The following is a 20,671-nucleotide window of genomic DNA, read 5'->3' as shown; positions in this document are numbered from 1 at the left end:
TGATTGTATTGCTTCCAGTTGATTGTTTTATAGCGAGGTTTTGACACGATTGATGGGTGAGTTGATAGGCTATGCCGATCAGATCACCAGCTATGGTTTTAGTTCAACTGATTTAGGAAACAAAGCCTCAATTAGTTATTCTGAAGACCATATTAAGGGGCGTGTTGCAGGCGTAGAAGAAATTCTGGCGAAGATAAAAAACCACATTAACGCTTTAAGCAAACAGCGAGAAGATGCTAAGACAGTATTTGAAAGCCATCTTTGGTTAAATCCTGAACTGCTTTCTAAAGTGATTGCGAGTTTAGATAACGCCCTTGAATACAGCCATAAATTATCCAATCGTCTGGTAAAAGTGAAACAGGGCTTTGAAGCCTTGCCACGGGAACAAGAAGTTGATTTGTCGGACACTAGCATTTCAGTTGATGCAGTGTTAGAGGGTGAACTCTGTGAATGAACAAAAACCAACACAGCAGGCTCCTGCACTTAATATTTTAGCTGGTTTGGAGCGGCAGTTAGTTGATATTGATTTATTACCTGATTCGTTGGTGTCAGCTGTAGTTACCCTTCCAGGAGGCGATTTATCTACTCGCTGTATGACTATCGCATTATTGCGAAATCAGTTGTTGGCGGGAGAGTCATTGTCACAACCTTGCCCTTGGTTACCTGAGGCAGTTCAGCAAAACATTGTTAGTCTAATTAGCCGTTCAGGTATTGCAACTTATTGTCAAAATAATCCGCAAGTCACCGATGCCTTGATACTGGATTTACTATCTGCTCTTGAAGGTGCGCAGACAAGAGCATTAATCCTTGCTCGGCAATTAGCTCAAATCAAATATAAGCAGGCGCTAGAAGTGCTGAAAGAGGAATTCGCCGCTATCCAAATTAAACGCAATTCAGCCAAACTTAAAAATTCACTTGTTCTTTCAGATGCAAAAAAATTTGAATGTCAGCTCCAGGCTGAATTAGAGGCCTGGTTGCAGTTAATGAATGCTAATGGACAACATCCATTTGCATTGCCATCAGTTTGGGCCGAAAGGTTGGAAGTCTGGCAAATACTTTCAGAGATTTTTGATGATTTAGGTGTGGCCACTGGTCTTGGTTGGGGCCTATCGAAAGGAATGCTGCAAAGCCATGGTTGGATGAACATGGTGCGATTACAGAAGCTGGTCGAGCAAATCCCACAATTGCGTGACGTGATTGAAACCCTGGGGCGCATGAAAGATTGCGACGGTGAGCCCGTGATTGAAGAAATTATCTCTAAGATGAGCGTAACGAAAAAGCGCGATAAAGAGATTTCTATGCCGCTTGTGCCAATGGAAACCAAGGGGATCACTCGCTCTGACTCAATTAGTCGAATGTTGCCTCAAGAAGCGGCTTTTTTGGGGCATCCAGTCCTTAAAAAACTTTGGCATGCCCGACGAGCTGAGCATGCATTGCTCAGTTATGCTGTTGAAGGCACGGACGTCATCACTGAAGAGGTTACATTTGATCAAGAGATTAAGGAAGAAAAAGCCGGCTGCAAAATAAATCGTAACCGTGGTCCCATGATTGTTTGTCTAGATACTTCTGGTTCCATGCAAGGAACACCAGAGAATGTTGCTAAGGCGCTGGTGTTGCAATGTATCAGTGTGGCTAAAACCGAAAAACGTGCTTGTTATGTTTATCTATTTGGTAGTAGGGGAGAAGTGACAGAAATGGAGCTGACACCCGATGCTGAGGGCTTAGAGCGGATGATACTTTTTCTGTCCATGTCATTCGGTGGTGGTACAGATGCAGAGGGGCCACTTAACTTGGCTCTTGAGCAAAGTGATAAAAATAAATGGCATCAAGCAGATATATTGCTCGTCAGCGATGGTGAGTTTGCGGTGTCTTCTGGACTAACCCGTAAAATTAGTCATCGTAAGGATAATAGCGGATTGAGTATTCATGGGGTTGTTATTGGGTCGAGTTTGTCGCCGATGGACAAGATCTGTGACCCGTTGCATCAGTTTTCAAGTTGGTTAGACCTGCAAAATAACGTATATCAGTGATAAGGGAGCACGTGTGACAAAAGCTAAAGATAATTTTGAAAAGGCAATTCAAGATGCTGAATGGATTTTAGAAGCCTATGACCATTTAAACAAAATTGAAGGTAGGGAAAGAGAACCTGAGGAGCTTAAGCGGGCTGCATTGATCATGACCTTAACCGCTTGGGAAACCTATGTCGAAGATGTCATTGAGGAAAAGTTGACAGCAGATTTGAGAACCCTGGCTGGCTCGAATGTCGGAAAATTTATTACATCGACACTGGAAAAAGAACTTTGGTATTTCAATACGCCTAACTCCAAAAATACCAAGGGAATATTTGAGCGTTTTTTATACATAGATGTGACAGAGAAATGGACCTGGATTGATGGTGATATTGAGCAAGTTAAATCCAAACTAAACCAATGGATAAAAAAGCGAGGTGAAGCAGTTCATCGGTCTATTAATGACAAACAAGCGACTCATTTAGTAAGCCGGCCAGATATGAAAAAATGCCTGACTTTTTTTAAAAAACTCGTAGAAACAACAGATTTAGCTATTGAATCAGCATAAAATGAGTAACTGTAAATGAGCATGAAAAGGTCAAACCGTAATAAAACTAATTGCCAATTAATCAGTAAGTAACTAGTTACATTATTGGTTGTAGAAGCCTTGTCTTGCCATGCTACCTTAGCTCGAAAAATACTGCGAAAGTCAACTTGATTGTGATGAATATCAAAGTGCTTAAAGCTTTCGTGAAAAAATACCAATTGTAAGTATTCAATGCACTGATTTTATTGTTAAATGTTTTTACGGTCAGCCATACAGTGGATTGTGGCCCATTTAGGGCGAATAGACGTTAGGAAATCAAAGGGAAATGAAAAAAAAGAATGCAATTCTGATTTTAGAAGCTCCATGGGAGTTGTCTGAGTCAGACCAAAATACAGTCAGTGTTTTACCCTTTTTTCAAGGGTTGGAGCGATTGAGAGGGAATTTTGATCTGTTTCACTCTCACTTCTACGAAGCTAAAAGTTTTGAAATGGCGCTTGATAACCTCACAAGGGTGCAATATGACCGCTGTTACGTGTATATCGCATGTCACGGAGCAGGTAAGCGCCTACACAACATGAATATGGCTAACGCGTTAAAGATTATCCAAACTAAAGCGAAACAAAATAATATCTTAGGTGTGGTCATCGGTTCGTGTTTGGTGGGCAATAATACTGACATCATGGGGGAATCAATGAAAAATTCTCCCATTGTTTGGAAGTTTGGTTACCGTTGTGAAGTCAATTGGCTGGACGGCACCCTCATGGATCTTGAGGTCTTCGATGCCTTGTTAAAGGCGCGAGAGCCTGATTTCTCAGATGAAAACGCGCTACTGCACCGTTTCCAATCCGCATTTAGACACTATGCCCCTCATGCAATTATTGGTAATCACCCTAATGGTGAAGGTTGCTCAATTGCTGATGGCATTTCTTTGGTGATCCAAGCCAGAGGGCAAGGTCATGTACCAATGGATTACAGCGAATGCCTATTTGATGATGATTGCGAGTAATTTGTGCGAATATTTGTGAATAAGAGCAACCTGTTACAACGAACTACGATACCATATGTCATCGTTTCTGTGTTCGCTGAAAAAGAGTAGTAATTAATGGAGCAACTACCGCATTTGACTCAAATTGGCTTCAAGTTTGGTAAAAATGGGGCGCATGCCGCCCGAAGCATGATGATCCAAGAGCTGACACAACTGTTGATGTCACTGCCAGAGCAGGCATCGTTGGATGAATACCGCGCTAATATTATCGATGCCAATCTTCTGCATAAATCGAGTGAGAACGCCCGTAAGCTTACTTTTCGACATATGGTCGATCTTTATGGTTTGTCGCCACAAGTTCCGCTTTTTAAGGTATTTCGTCAGTTGTGGGATTTATCAGAGGAGTCTCAGCCGCTATTGGCATTGCAGTTAGCCGTTGCCAGAGATCCGCTATTAAGAGGTTCCGCCGAGGTAATTTTATCTCTAGAACCAGGAGAGCTGCTCCTTAGAGAAACCATGGAAGCGCACCTTGCCAAAGATGACCCGGACAGATTTAGTCCCGCTTCGTTAAAGTCCTTCTCGCAAAATTTAAACGGTACCTGGACTCAGGCGGGTTATCTGACTGGCAAGGCTAAAAAATACCGTAGCGAGCCTAAAGTCACCTATGTAAACCTGGTATTTGCCTTGGTTTTAGCCCATTACCACCAGCTTAGTGGTATAAGGCTTTTCAACAGTTTCTGGTGTAAGTTGCTCTTAAAGAGTCACGCAGATTTATACGAATTAGCTCATCGTGCGACGCTTAGAGGCTTGATCCACTTTAAACAGGCAAGCGAAGTGATAGAAGTGTCATTTGCACCATTAAAACTTCCTGAATTCAAGGATTGAATCCATGTCCGACAGACTTACCAAATTGCTAAACAGCTTTAGCAACCACATCAGTGTGCCCTGGAGTAACACCATCTCCGCCGAGGAAAAAGCCATTTTCGTGGTGTATGACAAGGCCGATGAACTCAAGCTTAGAGCACGATTGACTGAATTTGAACAGGCCAGTATAGAGGCCCAACATCCATGGTTATTGCTCGATTTAACCAACGCCTTTGCCAACTGGATGGCCGAGCAGGATTACAAAGAAGGCTATTTTGAAGACCCTGAATACCTCGAAGGTAGCTACGACTACTTTGCTGATGAACTGGTGAAATTACTGAGCGCTGAAATTAACAACCAGCAAACGGCCGACACTGTCGTAGCGTTAATGGGATGCGGTGCGCTATTTGGCTTCCTGTCAGTATCTGCACTGGTCAAATCGCTGGCTGCGCAGGTGAATGGCCGCTTGGTGGTGTTTTTCCCCGGAGAATATCACGACAATAACTACAAATTACTTGATGCCAAGGATGGATGGGGCTACCAAGCCACCGCTATCACAGCCGTTTAACGAGGGACCGAAACAATGCTAAACCGCGATATCTATCAGTTAAATCCACTGGAAAGTAAACTGGCTAACAATGGTGTAGCCGAAGTAAAAGACGACCTGTCTCAAGGCGCGCTCGAAACGCTCGAGTATGAGCTTCGCACCTTTGTGTGTAGTGGTGCTTACGCCAAAGGGCTAGACGATATTCTCAGTACATTTCTGCGTAACGTAAAAAGCAGCGGTGAACAGCCAGGGGTATGGATCTCAGGCTTCTTCGGTTCTGGTAAGTCACACCTGGCTAAAATGCTCAGAACGCTATGGACCAATCAAAAAATAAATGATGGCACCGATGCGCGCTCACTGGTTGATTTGCCGGACACTATAAGTCATCACTTTGACGAACTCTCAACATTAGGCGCCAAATTGGGTGGTTTACATGCCGCCTCCGGCACCTTAGGTGCGGGTGCTGATGATAAGGTGCGTTTGGCGTTATTGGCGGTTATTTTCAAATCGGTCGGGTTATCAGAGCAATACCACCTGGCAAGATTTGAACTTTGGCTTAAGGCCGAAGGTATTCTGGCGCAGGTAAAGGCCTATATCGAGCAGCACGCCAAAGGGAAAGAAGGCGAAGATTTGTGGCAAAAAGAGCTGCGTAACTTACACATGTCACCTGTGATGGCCAGTGCAGTGTTGCACGCCATGCCAGCTTTAAGTGGTGATGCCGTAGGCGTCAATCAGATGATCAGAGCTCAATTCAAAATAGTTAAGGATGTATCAAACACTGAAATGGTGCAGGCGATAGTCGATGCCTTAGCCCCACATGGTGAAATGCCATTAACCCTAATCGTGCTCGATGAGGTACAGCAATATATTGCCGACGACCCAGATAAAGCCTATGCAGTGCAAGAGGCGATCGAAACCTGCTGTAAAGCAGGCAAATTTAAAGGGCGCTTGTTGTTTGTTGCTACCGGGCAAAGTGCCTTATCTGGCTTGCAAAACCTGCAGCGTCTGATGGGTCGCTTCCAGGTATCGGTCCAACTGGAAGACACCGATGTTGATGCCGTTATTCGCAAAGTGATCCTGCAGAAAAAGGAAACCGCCAGAGTCAGTATTGAGAGTGTGATTCAAGAAAACTTGGGTGAAATCAACCGCCATCTGCGCGGTTCTGTTATTGAATCCAATAAAGATGATGAGCAGTGGATGGTCGCCGACTATCCTCTGCTGCCAGTACGTCGCCGCTTTTGGGAGCGGGTATTACCAGCGCTAGACAAAACCGGTACTGGCTCACAGCTACGTAACCAGCTTCGAGTCGTACACGAGGCAACTAAGTTAACAGCACTTAAACCCTTGGGCAGTGTGGTGCCAGCCGATTTTATCTACGATCAAATTGCCATTAATCTGCTGCAAACTGGCGTGATTGGCAAAGACATCTACGAAAAAATAGGCCGCTTAAAAGCCGGTAATGACGATGAGCAGTTGCAAGGGCGTCTGCTGTCATTGATCTTGCTTATGAGCAAGTTGCCAGCCGATATCAACCATGGTATCGCCTCAACGGAAGCTTTTTTGGCCGACTTGCTGCTTGAACATTTAAGTGAAGGTAAGCACGAACTTCGAGCCCGGCTGCCAGGCTTACTCAGCCAACTGGTGGAAGAGGGCGCATTACTGCCGATGAACAGCGCTGCTGGCGTTGAATATCGCCTGCAAACCGTCGAAAGTCAGAAATGGCATGACACCTTCAAGCAGCAGCAAAACGACCTGCGTGGTAACCCACAGTCGCTTGAGACTTTCCGCAGTCAGGAGATTCAGCATTACATTCGCAGACAATTGGCCGCAGCCAAAGTTAACCAGGGGACAGTGGCTGAAGGCCGTACTATTAATTTATGTTTCGATGCGGATCTCCCCGCCGATGCCAATAAGCGACTGTATGCCCATGTGCTGGAATGCAGCGAACGCCAATTTACCGATGCTGTGAGAAGTGCCAGCGCCGACAATGCCACCTTATTTGTCCATGTGCCCAGCATACGCCGCTCTGATCTATTAAGTGCCATTGTCGATTTTAAAGCCGCGGAGACAACCTTAGACGTGAGTGGCCTGCCTGCCACGGATGCTGGTAAAGATGCCAAAGCCGCCATGGAGCATCGTAAATATGAGGCCGAACGCACCAAAAAGCTTATTTTGAAAGAGATTTTTGACGGCATTATGGTGCAATTAGCCGGCGGCTCAGAGGTAATGGGGGAGACCCTTACCGAACAGTTTGAAAATGGCGGTAAAAAGGCCTGCGAGCGCCTTTACAACGAATTCAAACTGGTTGATGTCAAAGGTTGGGGTACAGTGTACGACCGTGCCAGTAAGTCGGCCGATGCCAATGCTCTTGCTGCCATTGGCTTTAATGACGAAGCCGACAAACACCCCGTGTGCATGGCCATTAAGCGCTTTATCGGTGTGATGAAAACCGGCGCCGAAATCCGCGATAACTTCCAAAATGCGCCTTACGGTTGGCCTAAAGACACTATCGACGGCGCCCTGTACGCCATGTTGGCTTCTGGGGTATTAAAGGCGACCGATAGCCAAGAAAAACCGCTCGATGCCAAAAGCCTTGAGCGCGCCAAAGTCGGCCAAACTAAATTTCGCCCCGAAACTGTCAGCCTAAGTACGGTGCAAATCCTCAAGGTGCGCAGTTTAATCAATGCCATTGGGGTGAGTTGTACTAACGGTGAAGAACAGTCCAAGCTAAGCCAGGCGATAGCCCAGGCTAAGCAAATTGCCCGTAAGGCCGGTGGCGATGCGCCACTGCCACTGCCGCCAGCAACCCCGCACTTGAATGAGATTGAAGTCTTGTCAGGTAATGCGCAATTGCTGGCCGCCTACCAATCACAGCCCATTATTCTGCAAGAGTTGGAACAATGGAAAGCGCAGGCAGATAAAGTCAGTGCTCGTCTTTACCTATGGGACGAGTTCAAGGCTGCACTCAAGCACTGTCAAGGGTTAGCGGGATACGATGCCCTTGATAGTGAAAAACGTGCCATCGAGCAAAATCGCAGTCTCTTGGCTGAGCCTAACCCCATAGAACCACTGCTCAAACAGGCCATTGAAGCGATTCGCCTAGCCATCATGAAGAAGTATCAAGACTTCCAGGATGAATATCAAACCTGCCTGCAAGAGCTTGAGCAAGACACCATTTGGGCGCAGCTTTCAAGCTCTCAGCAAAGCGAGTTGTTAACCAAGCACCATTTGGATAACCTCGAGATGCAGCCGCTTTCCGGCAACGACAGAGTGATCGACAGCATCGAAAACACCTCGCTCACCCAATGGAGCGATAAAACCTCCGCCTTGGCTGGCCGCTTTAGTCGAGTACGGCAAGAGGCGGTAGACAGGTTAGTGCCCAAGGCCAAGCAAGTGCAGTTGTCCAAGGTGGTGATTAATACCGAAGCTGAGCTCGATGCCTGGCTTAAGCAGGTGCGGGCCGATGTGATGGCGGCGCTTAACGATAATCGCCCTGCGTCGTTAAAGTAGCGCTTATAAAGCACCCTGAAAAAGAGCCCTTAACAAGAGCTCTTTACAAGAGCTACGTTAATTTGAGCCTTGCCCAAATAGGGCAAGGCTCACTCAAATGACAGTTAGTTGAGATAGAGAACCGCTTATGCGTCAAGCCCTGGATAAAACCCTCAGAAACCTGCTGGAAAAAGCTGTTGTCCGTGCCCGAGAGCTGACTGAAATTGCCGCAGTCGAGGCCTTAACCCGCTTAGGCGTTGGTTTAGGCGAGGCGCCGTCGTACCTAAAAGACGATGAGCGAGTGCTGCGTAATCGCCTGCGCGCCCATGCCCGCCAGCTCGGGGACAAGCTGCACACCAATGGCAAGCAAGACATAGCGCACCTAAGCGCCGAAATGGCCTATGAGCATTGGCACCGCATGCTATTTGCCCGCTTTTTAGAACAAAACCAGCTGCTAATGTATGACCAATACACAGCCGTCACCCTGGCTGAGTGTCAGGAGCTGGCTGCAGATGAAGGCGTAAAAGATGGCTGGCAGCTCGCTGGCATGCTGGCCGAGCGGATGTTGCCGCAGATATTTCGCACCGACTCGCCGGTGTTTGCCTTACCGCTCGCCATTGATCGGGTGCGCGAGCTGGAAGACCTTATTCTCACCCTGCCTGGGGCGGTGTTTGAGGCCCAGGACAGCCTCGGCTGGTGTTATCAGTTCTGGCAAAGCAAGCGCAAAGAGGAGGTTAACGCTGCCGGAGTCTCGATTGGTGCCGATGAGTTAAGCCCGGTCACCCAGCTCTTTACCGAGCCCTATATGGTGAGCTTTTTGCTGGATAACAGCCTGGGCGCCTGGTGGGCCAAAAAGCGCTTAACCGATGCCGATCTTCGCAGCGCCAGCGACGAAGCCACCTTGCGCCGCTCCGCCGCTATTGCGGGTGTGCCGCTTGATTACCTGCGCTTGGTGAAAACCTCCGATGAGCAAGGCGAGCTGTGGCAAGCCGCAGGTGGCTGGTTTGAGGCTTGGCCAGAGGATATCGCCGCCCTTAAAACCCTCGACCCATGCTGTGGCTCCGGCCACTTTTTGGTGGCGCTGTTTTTGATGTTGGTGCCGATGCGTATTGAGCTTGAAGGCTGTGATGCCAACACCGCCATCGACCTTGTGCTACGGCAAAACCTCCACGGCTTGGAGCTCGATAGCCGCTGCGTCGAAATCGCCGCCTTTGCCCTGGCACTGGAAGCCTGGCGCTACCCTAACGCCGGCGGTTATCGCACGCTGCCAGCACTTAACTTGGCCTGCTCGGGTCTCGATGTCAGTGCCCTTAGTAGTGAATGGCAAGCTCTGGCCAAACAGCACCCAGAGATCAGCGACGCCTTAGGCTGGTTTGCCCGCACCTTTAAAGACGCGCCCGTGCTGGGCAGTTTGATTGATGTGAATACTGCCAGCTCTTATAACGAAAAACAGGAAGGAAAGTCAGAGGGTGAGCCCGCGCCTTGGCAAGTGTTGCTGGATGCGCAGGCCAGTATGCAAAACCTGCCTGACGAAGCCCAATCCGCCCAAGTCACCGCCCAGGGCCTCGCCATGGCAGCTAAATTGCTTGCCGATGAATACCACCTGGTGGCCACCAATGTGCCGTATCTTGCCCGTGGTAAGCAGTGCGACACCCTAAAAGATTTCTGTGAAAACTATTACCCCGAAGCCAAAACCGATTTAGCCACCGTGTTTCTCGAGCGTTGCCTCGCGTTTAGCCCCACGGGTGGCAGCTCAACCATAGTGCTGCCGCAAAACTGGCTATTCCTCACCAGCTATAAAAAATTCCGCGAAAAACTGCTTACCCAAGACACCTGGAACCTGGTGGCGCGCTTGGGGGCAAAAGGCTTTCAAACGCCGATGTGGGATTTCAACGTCCAGTTAATCACCCTAAGCAAGGGCGCGGCCGCCAAAGGTGCCTTGCTCCATGGCCTGGATGTCTCCGCCCCGAAAACCGCCGCCGACAAAGCCGCACAACTGCGGATTGAGCCGCTAAAGAGCGTAGAACAAGCGAAGCAGTTGGAGAATCCGGATTCACGAATATCTTTTGATTTAGAAAGTGGATTCCCTCTTTTGGGGGCCGTGGCGGTGTCTTATCAAGGGCTTCGAGCTGGTGATAAGGAGCGTTTTGTACAATATTTATGGGAGATAAGCCAAGGTAATACTTCCTGGGAACCGTTGCAAAGTAGCTCAAAAAAGGACTCCATTTTTGATGGGATATCTCAGGTGATTCTCTGGGAACAAGGAGAAGGACAACTTTCAGAGTATGCTAAGGTTTATCGAGATCAGCTTCATGACATGCATGAAAGTGGCAACCTGGCATGGGGTAGGAATGGAGTTATACTAAACCAGATGGGAATGTTAAAGGCATCTCTCTATTCTGGGTATAAATTTGACGGAAATGCCAACGTTGTAATTTCAGTCGGTGCTGATTTGAATCTAAAGGAAATTTGGTGCTATTGCAGTTCGGAGTCTTTTCATAAAAACGTCCGAAAAATCGACCAGAAGATCAGCCTTACAAACGCGACCTTAGTCAAAGTTCCATTCGACCTAGAACACTGGCACAAAGTCGCCGAAGAACAGTATCCCCATGGCCTCCCCAAGCCCTACAGCAATGACCCCACTCAATGGATCTTCCATGGTCATCCCTGCGGCGCTGTGGTGTGGGATGAAGACAAAAAATGGACTGTGGTTGCGGAAAAGCGCACCGACGATACCGTGTTGCAGGTGGCTGTTGCCCGCTTGCTGGGTTACCGCTGGCCGGCGGAGCTCGATGAAACTATGGAGCTTGCCGATGAGATGCAGACCTGGCTCGATAAGTGCGATGACTTGTTAGCGCTGCAAGATGACGATGGCATCGTTTGCTTGCCGGCCCTGCGCGGTGAAAAGGCGGCTGCAAGCCGTTTGGAGGCTATGCTGCAGGCAGCCTATGCGGGCGACTGGTCGGCCAAGGTGCTCACGAATCTTCTTAATAGCGTCGGCAGCAAGAGCCTGGAGACTTGGCTTCGGGATAAGTTTTTTGAGCAGCACTGCAAACTCTTCCAGCATCGGCCCTTTATTTGGCAGATTTGGGATGGCCTGAGTGACGGCTTCTCGGTGCTGGTGAACTACCATAAGCTCGATTACAAAGGCCTGGAGCGGCTGATTTACACCTATCTTGGTGAGTGGATCCGCACCCAAGAGCACGGCGTAAAAGAGGGCATTGATGGTGCCGACAGCCGTTTGATGGCCGCCAAAAACTTAAAAGACACCCTCGAAGCCATCCTTAAGGGTGAGGCCATTAGCGGAAAAAGCGGCCTGGATATTTTTGTGCGCTGGAAAGCACTGCACGAACAGCCCATGGGCTGGCAGCCAGACTTAAACGATGGTGTGCGGCTCAATATCCGCCCCTTTATGCAAGCGCCCGATGTTGCTAAAAAAGGCGCCGGTATTTTGCGCGCCAAGCCCAATATCAACTGGAATAAAGACCGCGGCACCGACGTGGCCAGCGCCCCTTGGTATCATCTTGGCCTAGAGTACGGCGAAAAAGAAGGCGCCCGCATTAACGACCACCATATCAGCCTGGCAGATAAACAGGCGGCTAGGGACAAGCAGGAGTAACAGGGATGTCGAAAAATATTACTGGGGCGGAATACCCACTGTCGAAGATTTTTAGCTCAGATTTTGACTATGAAATCCCGCCATATCAACGACCTTATGCCTGGACCACCGAACAAGCGGGCGAGTTGTTTGATGATCTGTACGATTTTTACAGTCATGAGGCTGAAGAAAGTTATTTCTTGGGCAGTATTGTGCTCATCAAAGAAGAAAATATTCCTCACGCCAAAGTGATTGATGGTCAGCAACGACTCACCACATTGACGATTTTGATTGCAGCGTTGACGTCACTTATTGACGATAAAGAGGCGCGCGCCGAGTGCTTTGCATATATCCAAGAGCCCGGTAAAAAACTGCAGGGCATACCCGCAAAACCCAGGTTAGCGTTACGTCAGCGTGATAGAACATTTTTTGCTGACACAGTGCAAGCTTTGAATTTTACCGCATTGGCGGCACTGGATATTGCGACGTTGGAAAATGAATCACAAATCAATATTCGTCAAAATGCGTTGTTGCTAAAGGAAAAACTGCAGTCCAAGTTTACTGAGGACGAACTGCTCATTAAGTTTGGTATGTTTTTGATGACGCGTTGTTTCTTGGTGGCGGTGACGTCGCCTAGCCAGCAATCTGCTTTCCGGGTTTTTTCTGTGCTCAATAATCGTGGTTTGGATTTGCTGCCATCGGATCTTATAAAAGCTGAGGCAATTGGGCAGATCTCAGAAGCGAAGCGCGAATCTTTTAATGATAAATGGGAAGAGATAGAGGTAGAAACCGGGCGTAATGGTTTCAACGATCTTCTAACCTATATCAGGATGATTTACGCCAAAAGTAAGGCAAAACGTGCGCTAATCGATGAATTCCGTGAGCATGTGCTGAGCAAGGTGACCCATCCTGAGGTGTTGATTAATAATGTTATTACTCCTTATGCCGATGCTTATTTAATAGCAAGGGATTGCGCTTACCAAGCGACTCACAATGCTGGCGATATTAATCAGTTGTTTTATTGGTTAAACAGAATTGATAACTCTGACTGGTTACCCGTTGCTATTCACTATCTGGCTAAGTTTGGCACAGACAGTGATGCGGTTTTAGACTTCGTTTCCAGCTTAGAACGTTTAGCTGCCAAGCTACACATCTGTGCCGCTAATATTAATGAACGGATAGAACGTTATGCCCAAATTTTGGCCGAAATAGATGCCGCTGTCTCACCCGGTATTACTTGTATTAATTTAACGCAAAATGAGCAAGACGAGTTTTTAGCTGCAATTGATGGCAATGTTTACTATTTAACTGCGCGTAGACGTAATTACCTGATTTTGAGAACTGATTCATTTCTGACAGATGCTGCCGCCAAATATGACCATTCGATTCTGACCATTGAACATGTATTACCGCAAACGGTTGAAGCCGGCTCTGAATGGGAAGCGAATTGGCCCGATGTTGAGATTCGCGACAGCTGGACGCATCGCTTAGCTAACCTGGTACCACTCACCCAACGTAGAAATTCATCAGCATCAAATTTTGATTTTGAGCGCAAGAAGACTGCCTATTTTGGCGGTAAAAGTGGGGTGTCATCATATGTGTTGACGACGCAGGTGCTAAGTGAGGTTAATTGGACACCGGATGTATTAGCCCGTCGACAAGCTGACTTGGTCACTTTATGCAAGAAAAATTGGGGTTTAGATGTTAGTTATTAACTATTTAATCGAGCAGTTGCGCAATGCTGCTGCCTATAACAAGTCAGTTCAAGTCAAGCCTGCTGCGGTGTTGTGGACTGATGAGCTGTGTCAATGGCAAAGTGCGATGCCATTAATCAAAGAATATTTACCTGAACTGCTAGAGTTGGGCGAGTATCAACCTGAACAGCGTACTGGCCCTGCAATTTGGCTCAAATGTGCCATTGCCGGCGTATTAGACGAAGCACCGTTGGTTGAAGAACGCACGCCCATCATCTATCTCCCTGGTGTGAGTCGCAAGGCGCTGCGTGCAATTGAGGATTGTCCGGATTATTTACGGCCACTTGCCGAGTTACAATACCGCGGAAGCTGGTGGGCCTATAACACCGCAGGACGCGACTGGAGTATTGGCTCGTTTTTGACGAACCCAAGAGTTGGACTTGAGCTGGATGTGGCTAAAGATAACAGCACTCAAGAGGTTATTCCCAAAGTGCTGCGTGATTTACTTGAAACCCAAGTGGATGCACTGAAAGGTCGTCGTTTAGAGGCGAAAGACTTTCAAGAGTTGGTATTTAACGATCCCATTAAAGATTTGCTGGGGTGGCTTAATCATCCCAGCCAGAAACGTGCCCAGTGGGATGAAAGCAAGTGGCAGCTATTTTGCCAAACCTGTGAGAGTGAATTCGGTCTGAAACCAGGTGATGATACCCATCAGCAGATGTTGGCAGCCATGCTTAATGCCGAGGGTCCTTGGGCTGAGGTGTGGCAGCGGTTTGAGGATTCGGCCCATAATCTGCACTCGCTCCTTGCGGCGATTACTACGCTTGAGCCTGTCGATTTGGCGGCGGATTTTAGTCATTATCCCATCGAAAATGCTCGCGAAGAGCAGAGATTGATGAATGCCATAGTGGCGTTGGGGCAGGGCGAACTGAGCTTGGTTAGGAGCAAAATTGCAGATTTGTATAAAGCCCACCAGGTGCGTGAAGGTTGGCTTTGGTATCGCTTAGGACAATCTAAGTATCTGCAAATCTTGGCCGAGCTTGCCAAAGTGGCGAAGCTGACGGCGCAGCCGTTTACCCATCAATCACCTCAAGAGATGGCAGCCCTTTACTGTGACATTTATTGGCAAGCCGATGCCGCCGCACTTCAGGCGATGGCACTGGCAATAGAGCCTCAGCAGCAAGAGTTGGTAGCAGAAGTACTTGCACTTATCTATTCTCCTTGGCTCTCTGAAGTGACCCATAACTTCCAGGCATTGGTGAGGCGTCAGGGTTACCCTGGAGATGGTGAGATTAACGAGGCTACTGCAGGCTATTTAGCCAAGGGGTTAGTGGTGTTTTTTGTTGATGGTTTGCGTTATGACTGCGCCAAATGGTTGGAACAAAAGCTATTTGCGCGCCAAATACAGGCCAAGCTTACTAGCCAGTGGAGTGCATTGCCGTCATTGACTGACACCGCTAAAGCCGCAGTGACACCCATTGCAGGCTTGTTAACGGGAGCGCAGGATACTCAGGACTTTACGCCGACTGTTGCGGCGACTTCGAGTGATTTCAGCGCTTATCACCTTAAAAAGCTGCTGGCAGAACACGGGTGGCAGTATTTGGAGGGGCTCGATAGTGGCGAGCCAGAAGGACTTGCCTGGTTACAAACTGGCGACCTGGATAACCTGGGCCACCAGCAGCAGCGCAAATTGCCTTTGGGGATTGATGCTGTGCTCAATGAAGTGGCCGATAGGGTTTGCCATCTGTTGGATGCAGGTTGGCGTGAAGTTCGCATTGTGACCGACCATGGTTGGTTGTGGTTGTCGGACAAACTGCCGAAGGTCGAGTTGGATAAGCCACTGGTGCGTAAATATTTGTCCCGCTGCGCTATTTTGCATGATAACGCCTCGACCGATCTTCCGCAGGTGGGCTGGCATTGGAATAATGCGGTATCGCTTGCCATGGCTCCGGGGGTCGGCGCCTTTACCGCTGGCGACTATTATAACCATGGTGGATTGAGCTTACAGGAGTGCTTAACGCCTGTGCTGAAAATTACCAATAGTTAGGATTTAGCCATGGACGATCAACAGATCACTGAGAAAGCTACCAAAGAAGCCAAGAAAATGAAAAAAGCGGTGGCCGATAGGTTAGTTGATCATTTACCGCAGGAGGAGTCTCCGGTATCTGTTTTTATGGCAGGCTCACCTGGTGCGGGTAAAACTGAAACGGCCCGTGCGATGATCCGCGCATTTGCTAATGAGCATGGCCAAGGCTTGGTGCATATTGAAAACGATGAGCTTAGAAAAGAGTTTGAAGATTATAACGGCTTGAATTCGCCTCTGTTTCAACGTCCCGCTACACTGTTAGTTGAGGCTATTCATGACCGCGCATTAAAGCGCAATGTAAGCTTCATTTTGGACTCAACACTCTCTAGCTTTGACAAGGCAAAAGACAACATTGAACGCTCTTTAAAACGGTCGCGTTACGTGCTTATTATCTTTGTTTATCAGGAACCTGAACAAGCATGGAAACTGGTGAAAGCGCGGGAGAAAGTTGAAGGCAGGCGAGTACCTGAAGTTGTGTTTGTTGAGCAGTTTTTAGAATCGCAGCGGGTGGTAAGTGAACTTAAACGTCATTTTAAAGACCAAATTAATATTACGTTCATCGAAAAAAACATTGACGGTGACAACGATAACCCCCACTTTAATGTGACTGACATTGACGCGTTATTGCGCAAAAAGTACAATCGCCAGTCCTTAGAAGCCATCGTTGGCCTAAATCCAGTTACAGAAGGGAGGAAGTGATGCTAGCTAAGCGTGAAAGAGTTAAATCAACAGCTTTCTCTGATTTTGTGCGTAATGCATCATCTAGAGAGAAAAAGAAGTTCTTTGACAAGATTGTGAAAGAGACCATTCAAGAACAGAAAGAGATGATCGCCAAGGCAAATAAAGCTGATTGCTACTAAGCATGTTCTATGACGATAAGCCGCTTTTTATAGCGGCTTTGTTATTTAAAAGACGCTGTTACTGCGAATTTTTGAGATTTGGATTGAATCTTGCTGTTTTTGGTCGGTGAGTGATTGAGAATACTCGCCCCGTTGGTAGAGCAGAATAAGCGTGTCATCGCATTCACAGCCGAGAGCTTGGCAAATTTCTGCCATGTCATCCGTATCCATTGCACGTTTAAAGGCATCTTTTTGGCGTGATAAATTGTAAGTGCTAAAGATAGTTGCCATTACGCGTTTATCTGCCGTTATTTCTCCACCGCCAGGATTTACCACTTGGTTGAATTCCAGCTCAATGCCATCGTTCAATTTAGTAGTGAAATCAATTGCTCTTGATTTAGCACAACTTGGCGTGTAGTCGTCATAAGTGGCACCATTGACCCATTGCGCTTTAATCCAGTTTTTGTTGTCGCCTTTCATGGCTCGACCACTTTTCGGGTAGGGTGTTCCTTCTGCTAAAAATTCACCGCGGATGAGCTGAATGGCTTCAAGCAACTCAGGATCAGACGTATAGGCACTAAAATCAGCGTCTATACAGGAGAGCTTGGCGGGCACGGCGATATATCCCTTAGTCAGGTAGGTCGCGGAATCATCAAGTTTTTTAGTGAGTTGAACTTGTGGTTCCGGTGCGATCATCGTGCCGCGATCGAATCCTCTCACCTGATACTTGTCGCAGATATCTTCAAAGAGTTGGTGTAAACCTTCAAAGTCTTCAGAATCATCTTTGGCTTCAAGATGATCGAGCAGATCTGAATAAGCTCTCACTGCATCTAGGTTGGTAAAGTGTTTGGCTTGGGTATTTTGATGGTAACCACATGCTCTGCCGACGTTAGCTTGAACAACGGCTGCAATATTTGCGATTGTGCTATCCCAAGTGTTAATCAAGTTTTCTTTCATATTTTGGCCGAAGTTCACACCAGCGCGAAACCCTGCCACAGTGATTGCAATCAGCTTGTCATCAAACATTGCCGCTGTTTCATATTCCGACTTAAAGTCATCAATACTGCAAAGTTCATGCTCGGCTACACCTACGAGCTTTTGGCCGATAATGTAGATTTGCGCTTCGGCAATACCATGAGCCATCAGCACTTGTTTGGCAGTGCTAGCTTGACTGGATGGGACTCTGATGAGTGACCAGCCTGGCCCTTGGTGTTCCATAAATTGACGAATGAAACGCTTTTGTAATAACGAATCATCACAAAAATCCCGTTGATCTTCACTTAACTTGACAAGTTGGTTGTGTCGATGCATTTCGCGGATTCCATGGTAGTCACTGCCCGTTTTATGGAACACCAGCTTAGTGTGGAAATTATGTCTTAGGATTGAATCGGCGCCAGCAGAATAGAGCGCACTGAATGGTGTTGCTGAGATAAACACAATACAACATTCCGTGTTTTCTTTTTCGATGTAGTCAAATACCCGACTGTATCTAATAGCCTCAATGTGGCTGCCATAGTGGCATTCATCAATGATAATGAGTTTGGGAGCCTGGTGTTTAAAGTCGGTTACTAAAGCGGATTCGAAATTGGCAAAGTTACTTATAACGATGTTAGGTGTCAGAGCTAAGTCTCTTTTGGCTTGTTCCTGTAATGCCACATCAGCCATGGTAACTAAGTACAAGGTATCCTTTAGACGTTTTCTATCGCAGATGGCTTCATCTGACAGGGCAAGGCGTTGCAACCCTGCAAGTACGAGAGCAATACCAGACTTCCCTGATTGCATTTCTGCGGCAACGACGACTGCTCGAGCGCCTGTCGAAAACTTGTCAAAAGTCTTCTTCGCCGCAATTCGTTGATGCTCATAGGTTGTTTCAATCGCTCGTTGTACGTGCTGACGATGTTGTTCTGCAATATTCATAGTCAGAGAATCACTCAGTAGACTGCCTGTGTTTTATCAGAAAAGTGGGATTCGTCGCTTAGTTGTCCGGTTTTCTCTGGCAGTTCATTATGTTGTTTTTTGGCTAATGAGCGGTCTATATCGTATTCGCCGCGCTTATAGAGCACCATCATGGTGTCATCTCTTTCGATGCCAAAGTGATCGCACATCAGGTAAACATCTTCTTGTGACATGATTTTTTTTGCCACATCACGACGAGAAATGTTGTAAACACTAAATATGGCTGCAGTGATGAGTTTGTTCTCTGATAGTTCTCCAGAACCTGGTGCGACAACCCGGTTAAACTCCAGTTCTTCGCCATCATCGAGCATTTGTGTATACATGAACGTTTTTTCTTTCTGAGTACCGTCTGCTCGTGCTTTTTCTGGGTTATCAAAACTATCACCGTTAACCCAGTGTGCTTTTATCCAATTTTTTCCTACGCCACGCATGGCTCTGCTACCTTTTACACAAGGTGCGCCCTTAGCGGTAAATTCTTTACGAATAATTTCTATCGCTTGCAGAAAATGTTTGTCTTGAGTGTACTGCCCAAAATTGGCATCTTCGTCGAGAAGTTTGGCTGGTACTGCGACATAACTATCTGTTTTATATGTTTCTACGTCCCCGATAGGTCGACGACGTTTGTATTTTATTGTGAGTCCGACATCCAAACCGTTCACTTGGTATTCTTGGCAAATATCATCGAAAAATTCTTTTAATCCGTCGAAGTCTGATGCGGCTTGATCTGAGCAAGTTTGTTCCAGATGATCGAGAATTGCACCATAAGCTTCTGTCGCATTTAGGTTGGTATAGTGAGTGGACTCATTGTTTCCGTGATAACCACACGCTCTACCAATGTTTGCTTGAACAACAGCTGCAACACTCGCAACTGTGCTATCCCATGTTGAGATGAGATTGTTTTTCATCATTGCACCGAAGTTGATGCCCGCGCGTGCACTGGCGACGGTAATTGCAATTAACTTATCTTCGAACAATAATGCGTCATCAAATTCTTTTTTAAAGCGTTCAATTGAGCAGTGTTCATCTTCAGGCACACCACTCAATGAATTACCAATAATGTAGATTGAGTTTTCATCAATACCTTGGGTTTTAAGAAATTGCTTGGCTTCCATAGCTAAGCCAGCAGGAACCCTAACTAGCGACCAACCCATACCTTCATGCTGTTTAAATTGATTGATAAATGCATCGCGTTCAGCGGACGGGAACAGAAAATTGCGATTATCATCGATGAGTGCTTTTACTTTGTCATTACGTAACATTTCGCGAACGCCGTAGTACTCATCACTTGTTTTATGAAAAACCAGGCGAGTATTAAAGTCGCGTCTTAAAATCGAATCCTTGAGCGCTTTTGCTGCAATATCATTAGCTTCTTCTAAAAGCTCTAGGTCTTGGTTTGATTCTGCTTCTGTTTTGGCTTCGAGTGCTTCTTGATATTCGGTTTCTGCACCATACAGCGCACCAAACGGCGTTGCAGAAATAAATACCACGTTACAGCTGTCATTCTCTAGCTCTAGGTAATCAAAGATTTTGCTATAGCGAACCGCTGCGACATTGGACCCATAGTGGCATTCGTCAATGATAATCAGTTTAGGGGGATTGCCTTTGAACTCACTTTCTAGCGTTTTTTCAAAATTGACGAAGTTACTCACGACGACGTTTTTGGCTAACTTAAGATCTGCTTCAGCTTGCTCTTTTAATGCAGTATCAGGCATCGTGACAAGATAGAGAGTGTCTTTAAGTTGTGTACGGTCACAAATTTGTGCATCAGTTAAGCTCAACCGCTGCAGACAGCATAATGCCAGCGCAATTCCTGATTTACCCGCTTGCATTTCCGCGGCAGTAACAACGGCCCTGACTTGCTCACTTGATAATGCATTAAAAGTTTTCTGTGCAGCATTGATTTGATGAGAGTGCAGTGCGTTACTATCTAAAATTTGCTGCACTTTTTGACGCATGTTTTGAGCTTTTGAGTCCATTCTGGCTACCTTATTTTAAATTTCAAATACTATAACACGTTAATTTTAAGTAATAAATTTTAAACACCGCATGTCTAATTG

General features: G+C 46.9%; 14 protein-coding genes. 12 read left to right on the top strand and 2 right to left on the bottom strand.

Annotation, left to right across the window (positions count from 1 at the left end; genetic code table 11):
• The first annotated feature begins 40 nt into the window (after nucleotides 1–40).
• From AEA42_RS19875 to AEA42_RS22755, 12 genes are all read left to right on the top strand, one after another.
• Nucleotides 41–454 (top strand): hypothetical protein, encoded by a 414-nt coding sequence (locus AEA42_RS19875; protein ID WP_231640423.1) that lies wholly within the window; start codon nucleotides 41–43, stop codon nucleotides 452–454.
• Entirely contained in the window at nucleotides 447–2,030 is a 1,584-nt protein-coding gene (locus tag AEA42_RS19870) for a VWA domain-containing protein (RefSeq protein ID WP_055648631.1), read from the top strand. Before AEA42_RS19875 ends, AEA42_RS19870 begins: the two co-directional genes overlap by 8 nt.
• A gap of 13 nt (nucleotides 2,031–2,043) precedes the next feature.
• The gene (locus tag AEA42_RS19865) at nucleotides 2,044–2,577 is read left to right on the top strand and encodes a HEPN domain-containing protein (protein ID WP_037429587.1); all 534 of its coding nucleotides are present in this window, start codon (nucleotides 2,044–2,046) and stop codon (nucleotides 2,575–2,577) included.
• 304 nt (nucleotides 2,578–2,881) lie between these two features.
• On the top strand, nucleotides 2,882–3,562 hold the full coding sequence (locus tag AEA42_RS19860; protein WP_055648630.1) for a hypothetical protein: 681 nt from the start codon (nucleotides 2,882–2,884) through the stop codon (nucleotides 3,560–3,562).
• A gap of 96 nt (nucleotides 3,563–3,658) precedes the next feature.
• The gene (locus AEA42_RS19855) at nucleotides 3,659–4,426 is read left to right on the top strand and encodes a hypothetical protein (protein ID WP_055648629.1); all 768 of its coding nucleotides are present in this window, start codon (nucleotides 3,659–3,661) and stop codon (nucleotides 4,424–4,426) included.
• A gap of 4 nt (nucleotides 4,427–4,430) precedes the next feature.
• Nucleotides 4,431–4,973 carry a BREX protein BrxB domain-containing protein gene (locus AEA42_RS19850; RefSeq protein WP_011716827.1) on the top strand — a complete coding sequence of 181 codons (543 nt, stop codon included), beginning with the start codon at nucleotides 4,431–4,433 and terminating at the stop codon, nucleotides 4,971–4,973.
• 15 nt (nucleotides 4,974–4,988) lie between these two features.
• Nucleotides 4,989–8,462: a BREX system P-loop protein BrxC gene (brxC, locus tag AEA42_RS19845; RefSeq protein ID WP_055648628.1), complete on the top strand. Its 3,474-nt coding sequence runs from the start codon at nucleotides 4,989–4,991 to the stop codon at nucleotides 8,460–8,462.
• 127 nt (nucleotides 8,463–8,589) lie between these two features.
• On the top strand, nucleotides 8,590–12,060 hold the full coding sequence (locus AEA42_RS19840; protein ID WP_055648627.1) for a DNA methyltransferase: 3,471 nt from the start codon (nucleotides 8,590–8,592) through the stop codon (nucleotides 12,058–12,060).
• A gap of 5 nt (nucleotides 12,061–12,065) precedes the next feature.
• Complete coding sequence (locus AEA42_RS19835) at nucleotides 12,066–13,754, top strand: DUF262 domain-containing protein (RefSeq protein ID WP_055648626.1); 1,689 nt, start codon at nucleotides 12,066–12,068, stop codon at nucleotides 13,752–13,754.
• Complete coding sequence (gene pglZ / locus AEA42_RS19830; protein ID WP_055648625.1) at nucleotides 13,741–15,780, top strand: BREX-1 system phosphatase PglZ type B; 2,040 nt, start codon at nucleotides 13,741–13,743, stop codon at nucleotides 15,778–15,780. Before AEA42_RS19835 ends, pglZ begins: the two co-directional genes overlap by 14 nt.
• 9 nt (nucleotides 15,781–15,789) lie before the next feature.
• Nucleotides 15,790–16,518: a zeta toxin family protein gene (locus AEA42_RS19825; protein WP_055648624.1), complete on the top strand. Its 729-nt coding sequence runs from the start codon at nucleotides 15,790–15,792 to the stop codon at nucleotides 16,516–16,518.
• Nucleotides 16,518–16,679 (top strand): hypothetical protein, encoded by a 162-nt coding sequence (locus tag AEA42_RS22755; protein WP_197278465.1) that lies wholly within the window; start codon nucleotides 16,518–16,520, stop codon nucleotides 16,677–16,679. The genes AEA42_RS19825 and AEA42_RS22755 overlap by 1 nt, the downstream gene beginning before the upstream one ends.
• Before the next feature lie 45 nt (nucleotides 16,680–16,724).
• Here AEA42_RS22755 and AEA42_RS19820 read toward each other — a convergent pair whose 3' ends face one another.
• Entirely contained in the window at nucleotides 16,725–18,575 is a 1,851-nt protein-coding gene (locus tag AEA42_RS19820; protein WP_055648623.1) for a DEAD/DEAH box helicase family protein, read from the bottom strand.
• A 14-nt stretch (nucleotides 18,576–18,589) separates the two neighbouring features.
• Nucleotides 18,590–20,590: a DEAD/DEAH box helicase family protein gene (locus AEA42_RS19815; protein ID WP_055648622.1), complete on the bottom strand. Its 2,001-nt coding sequence runs from the start codon at nucleotides 20,588–20,590 to the stop codon at nucleotides 18,590–18,592.
• Nucleotides 20,591–20,671 lie beyond the last annotated feature (81 nt).

Origin of the sequence: Shewanella sp. Sh95 (assembly GCF_001308045.1) — a bacterium.
GTDB lineage: Bacteria > Pseudomonadota > Gammaproteobacteria > Enterobacterales > Shewanellaceae > Shewanella > Shewanella xiamenensis.
This window is presented reverse-complemented; position numbering and strand designations above follow the sequence as displayed.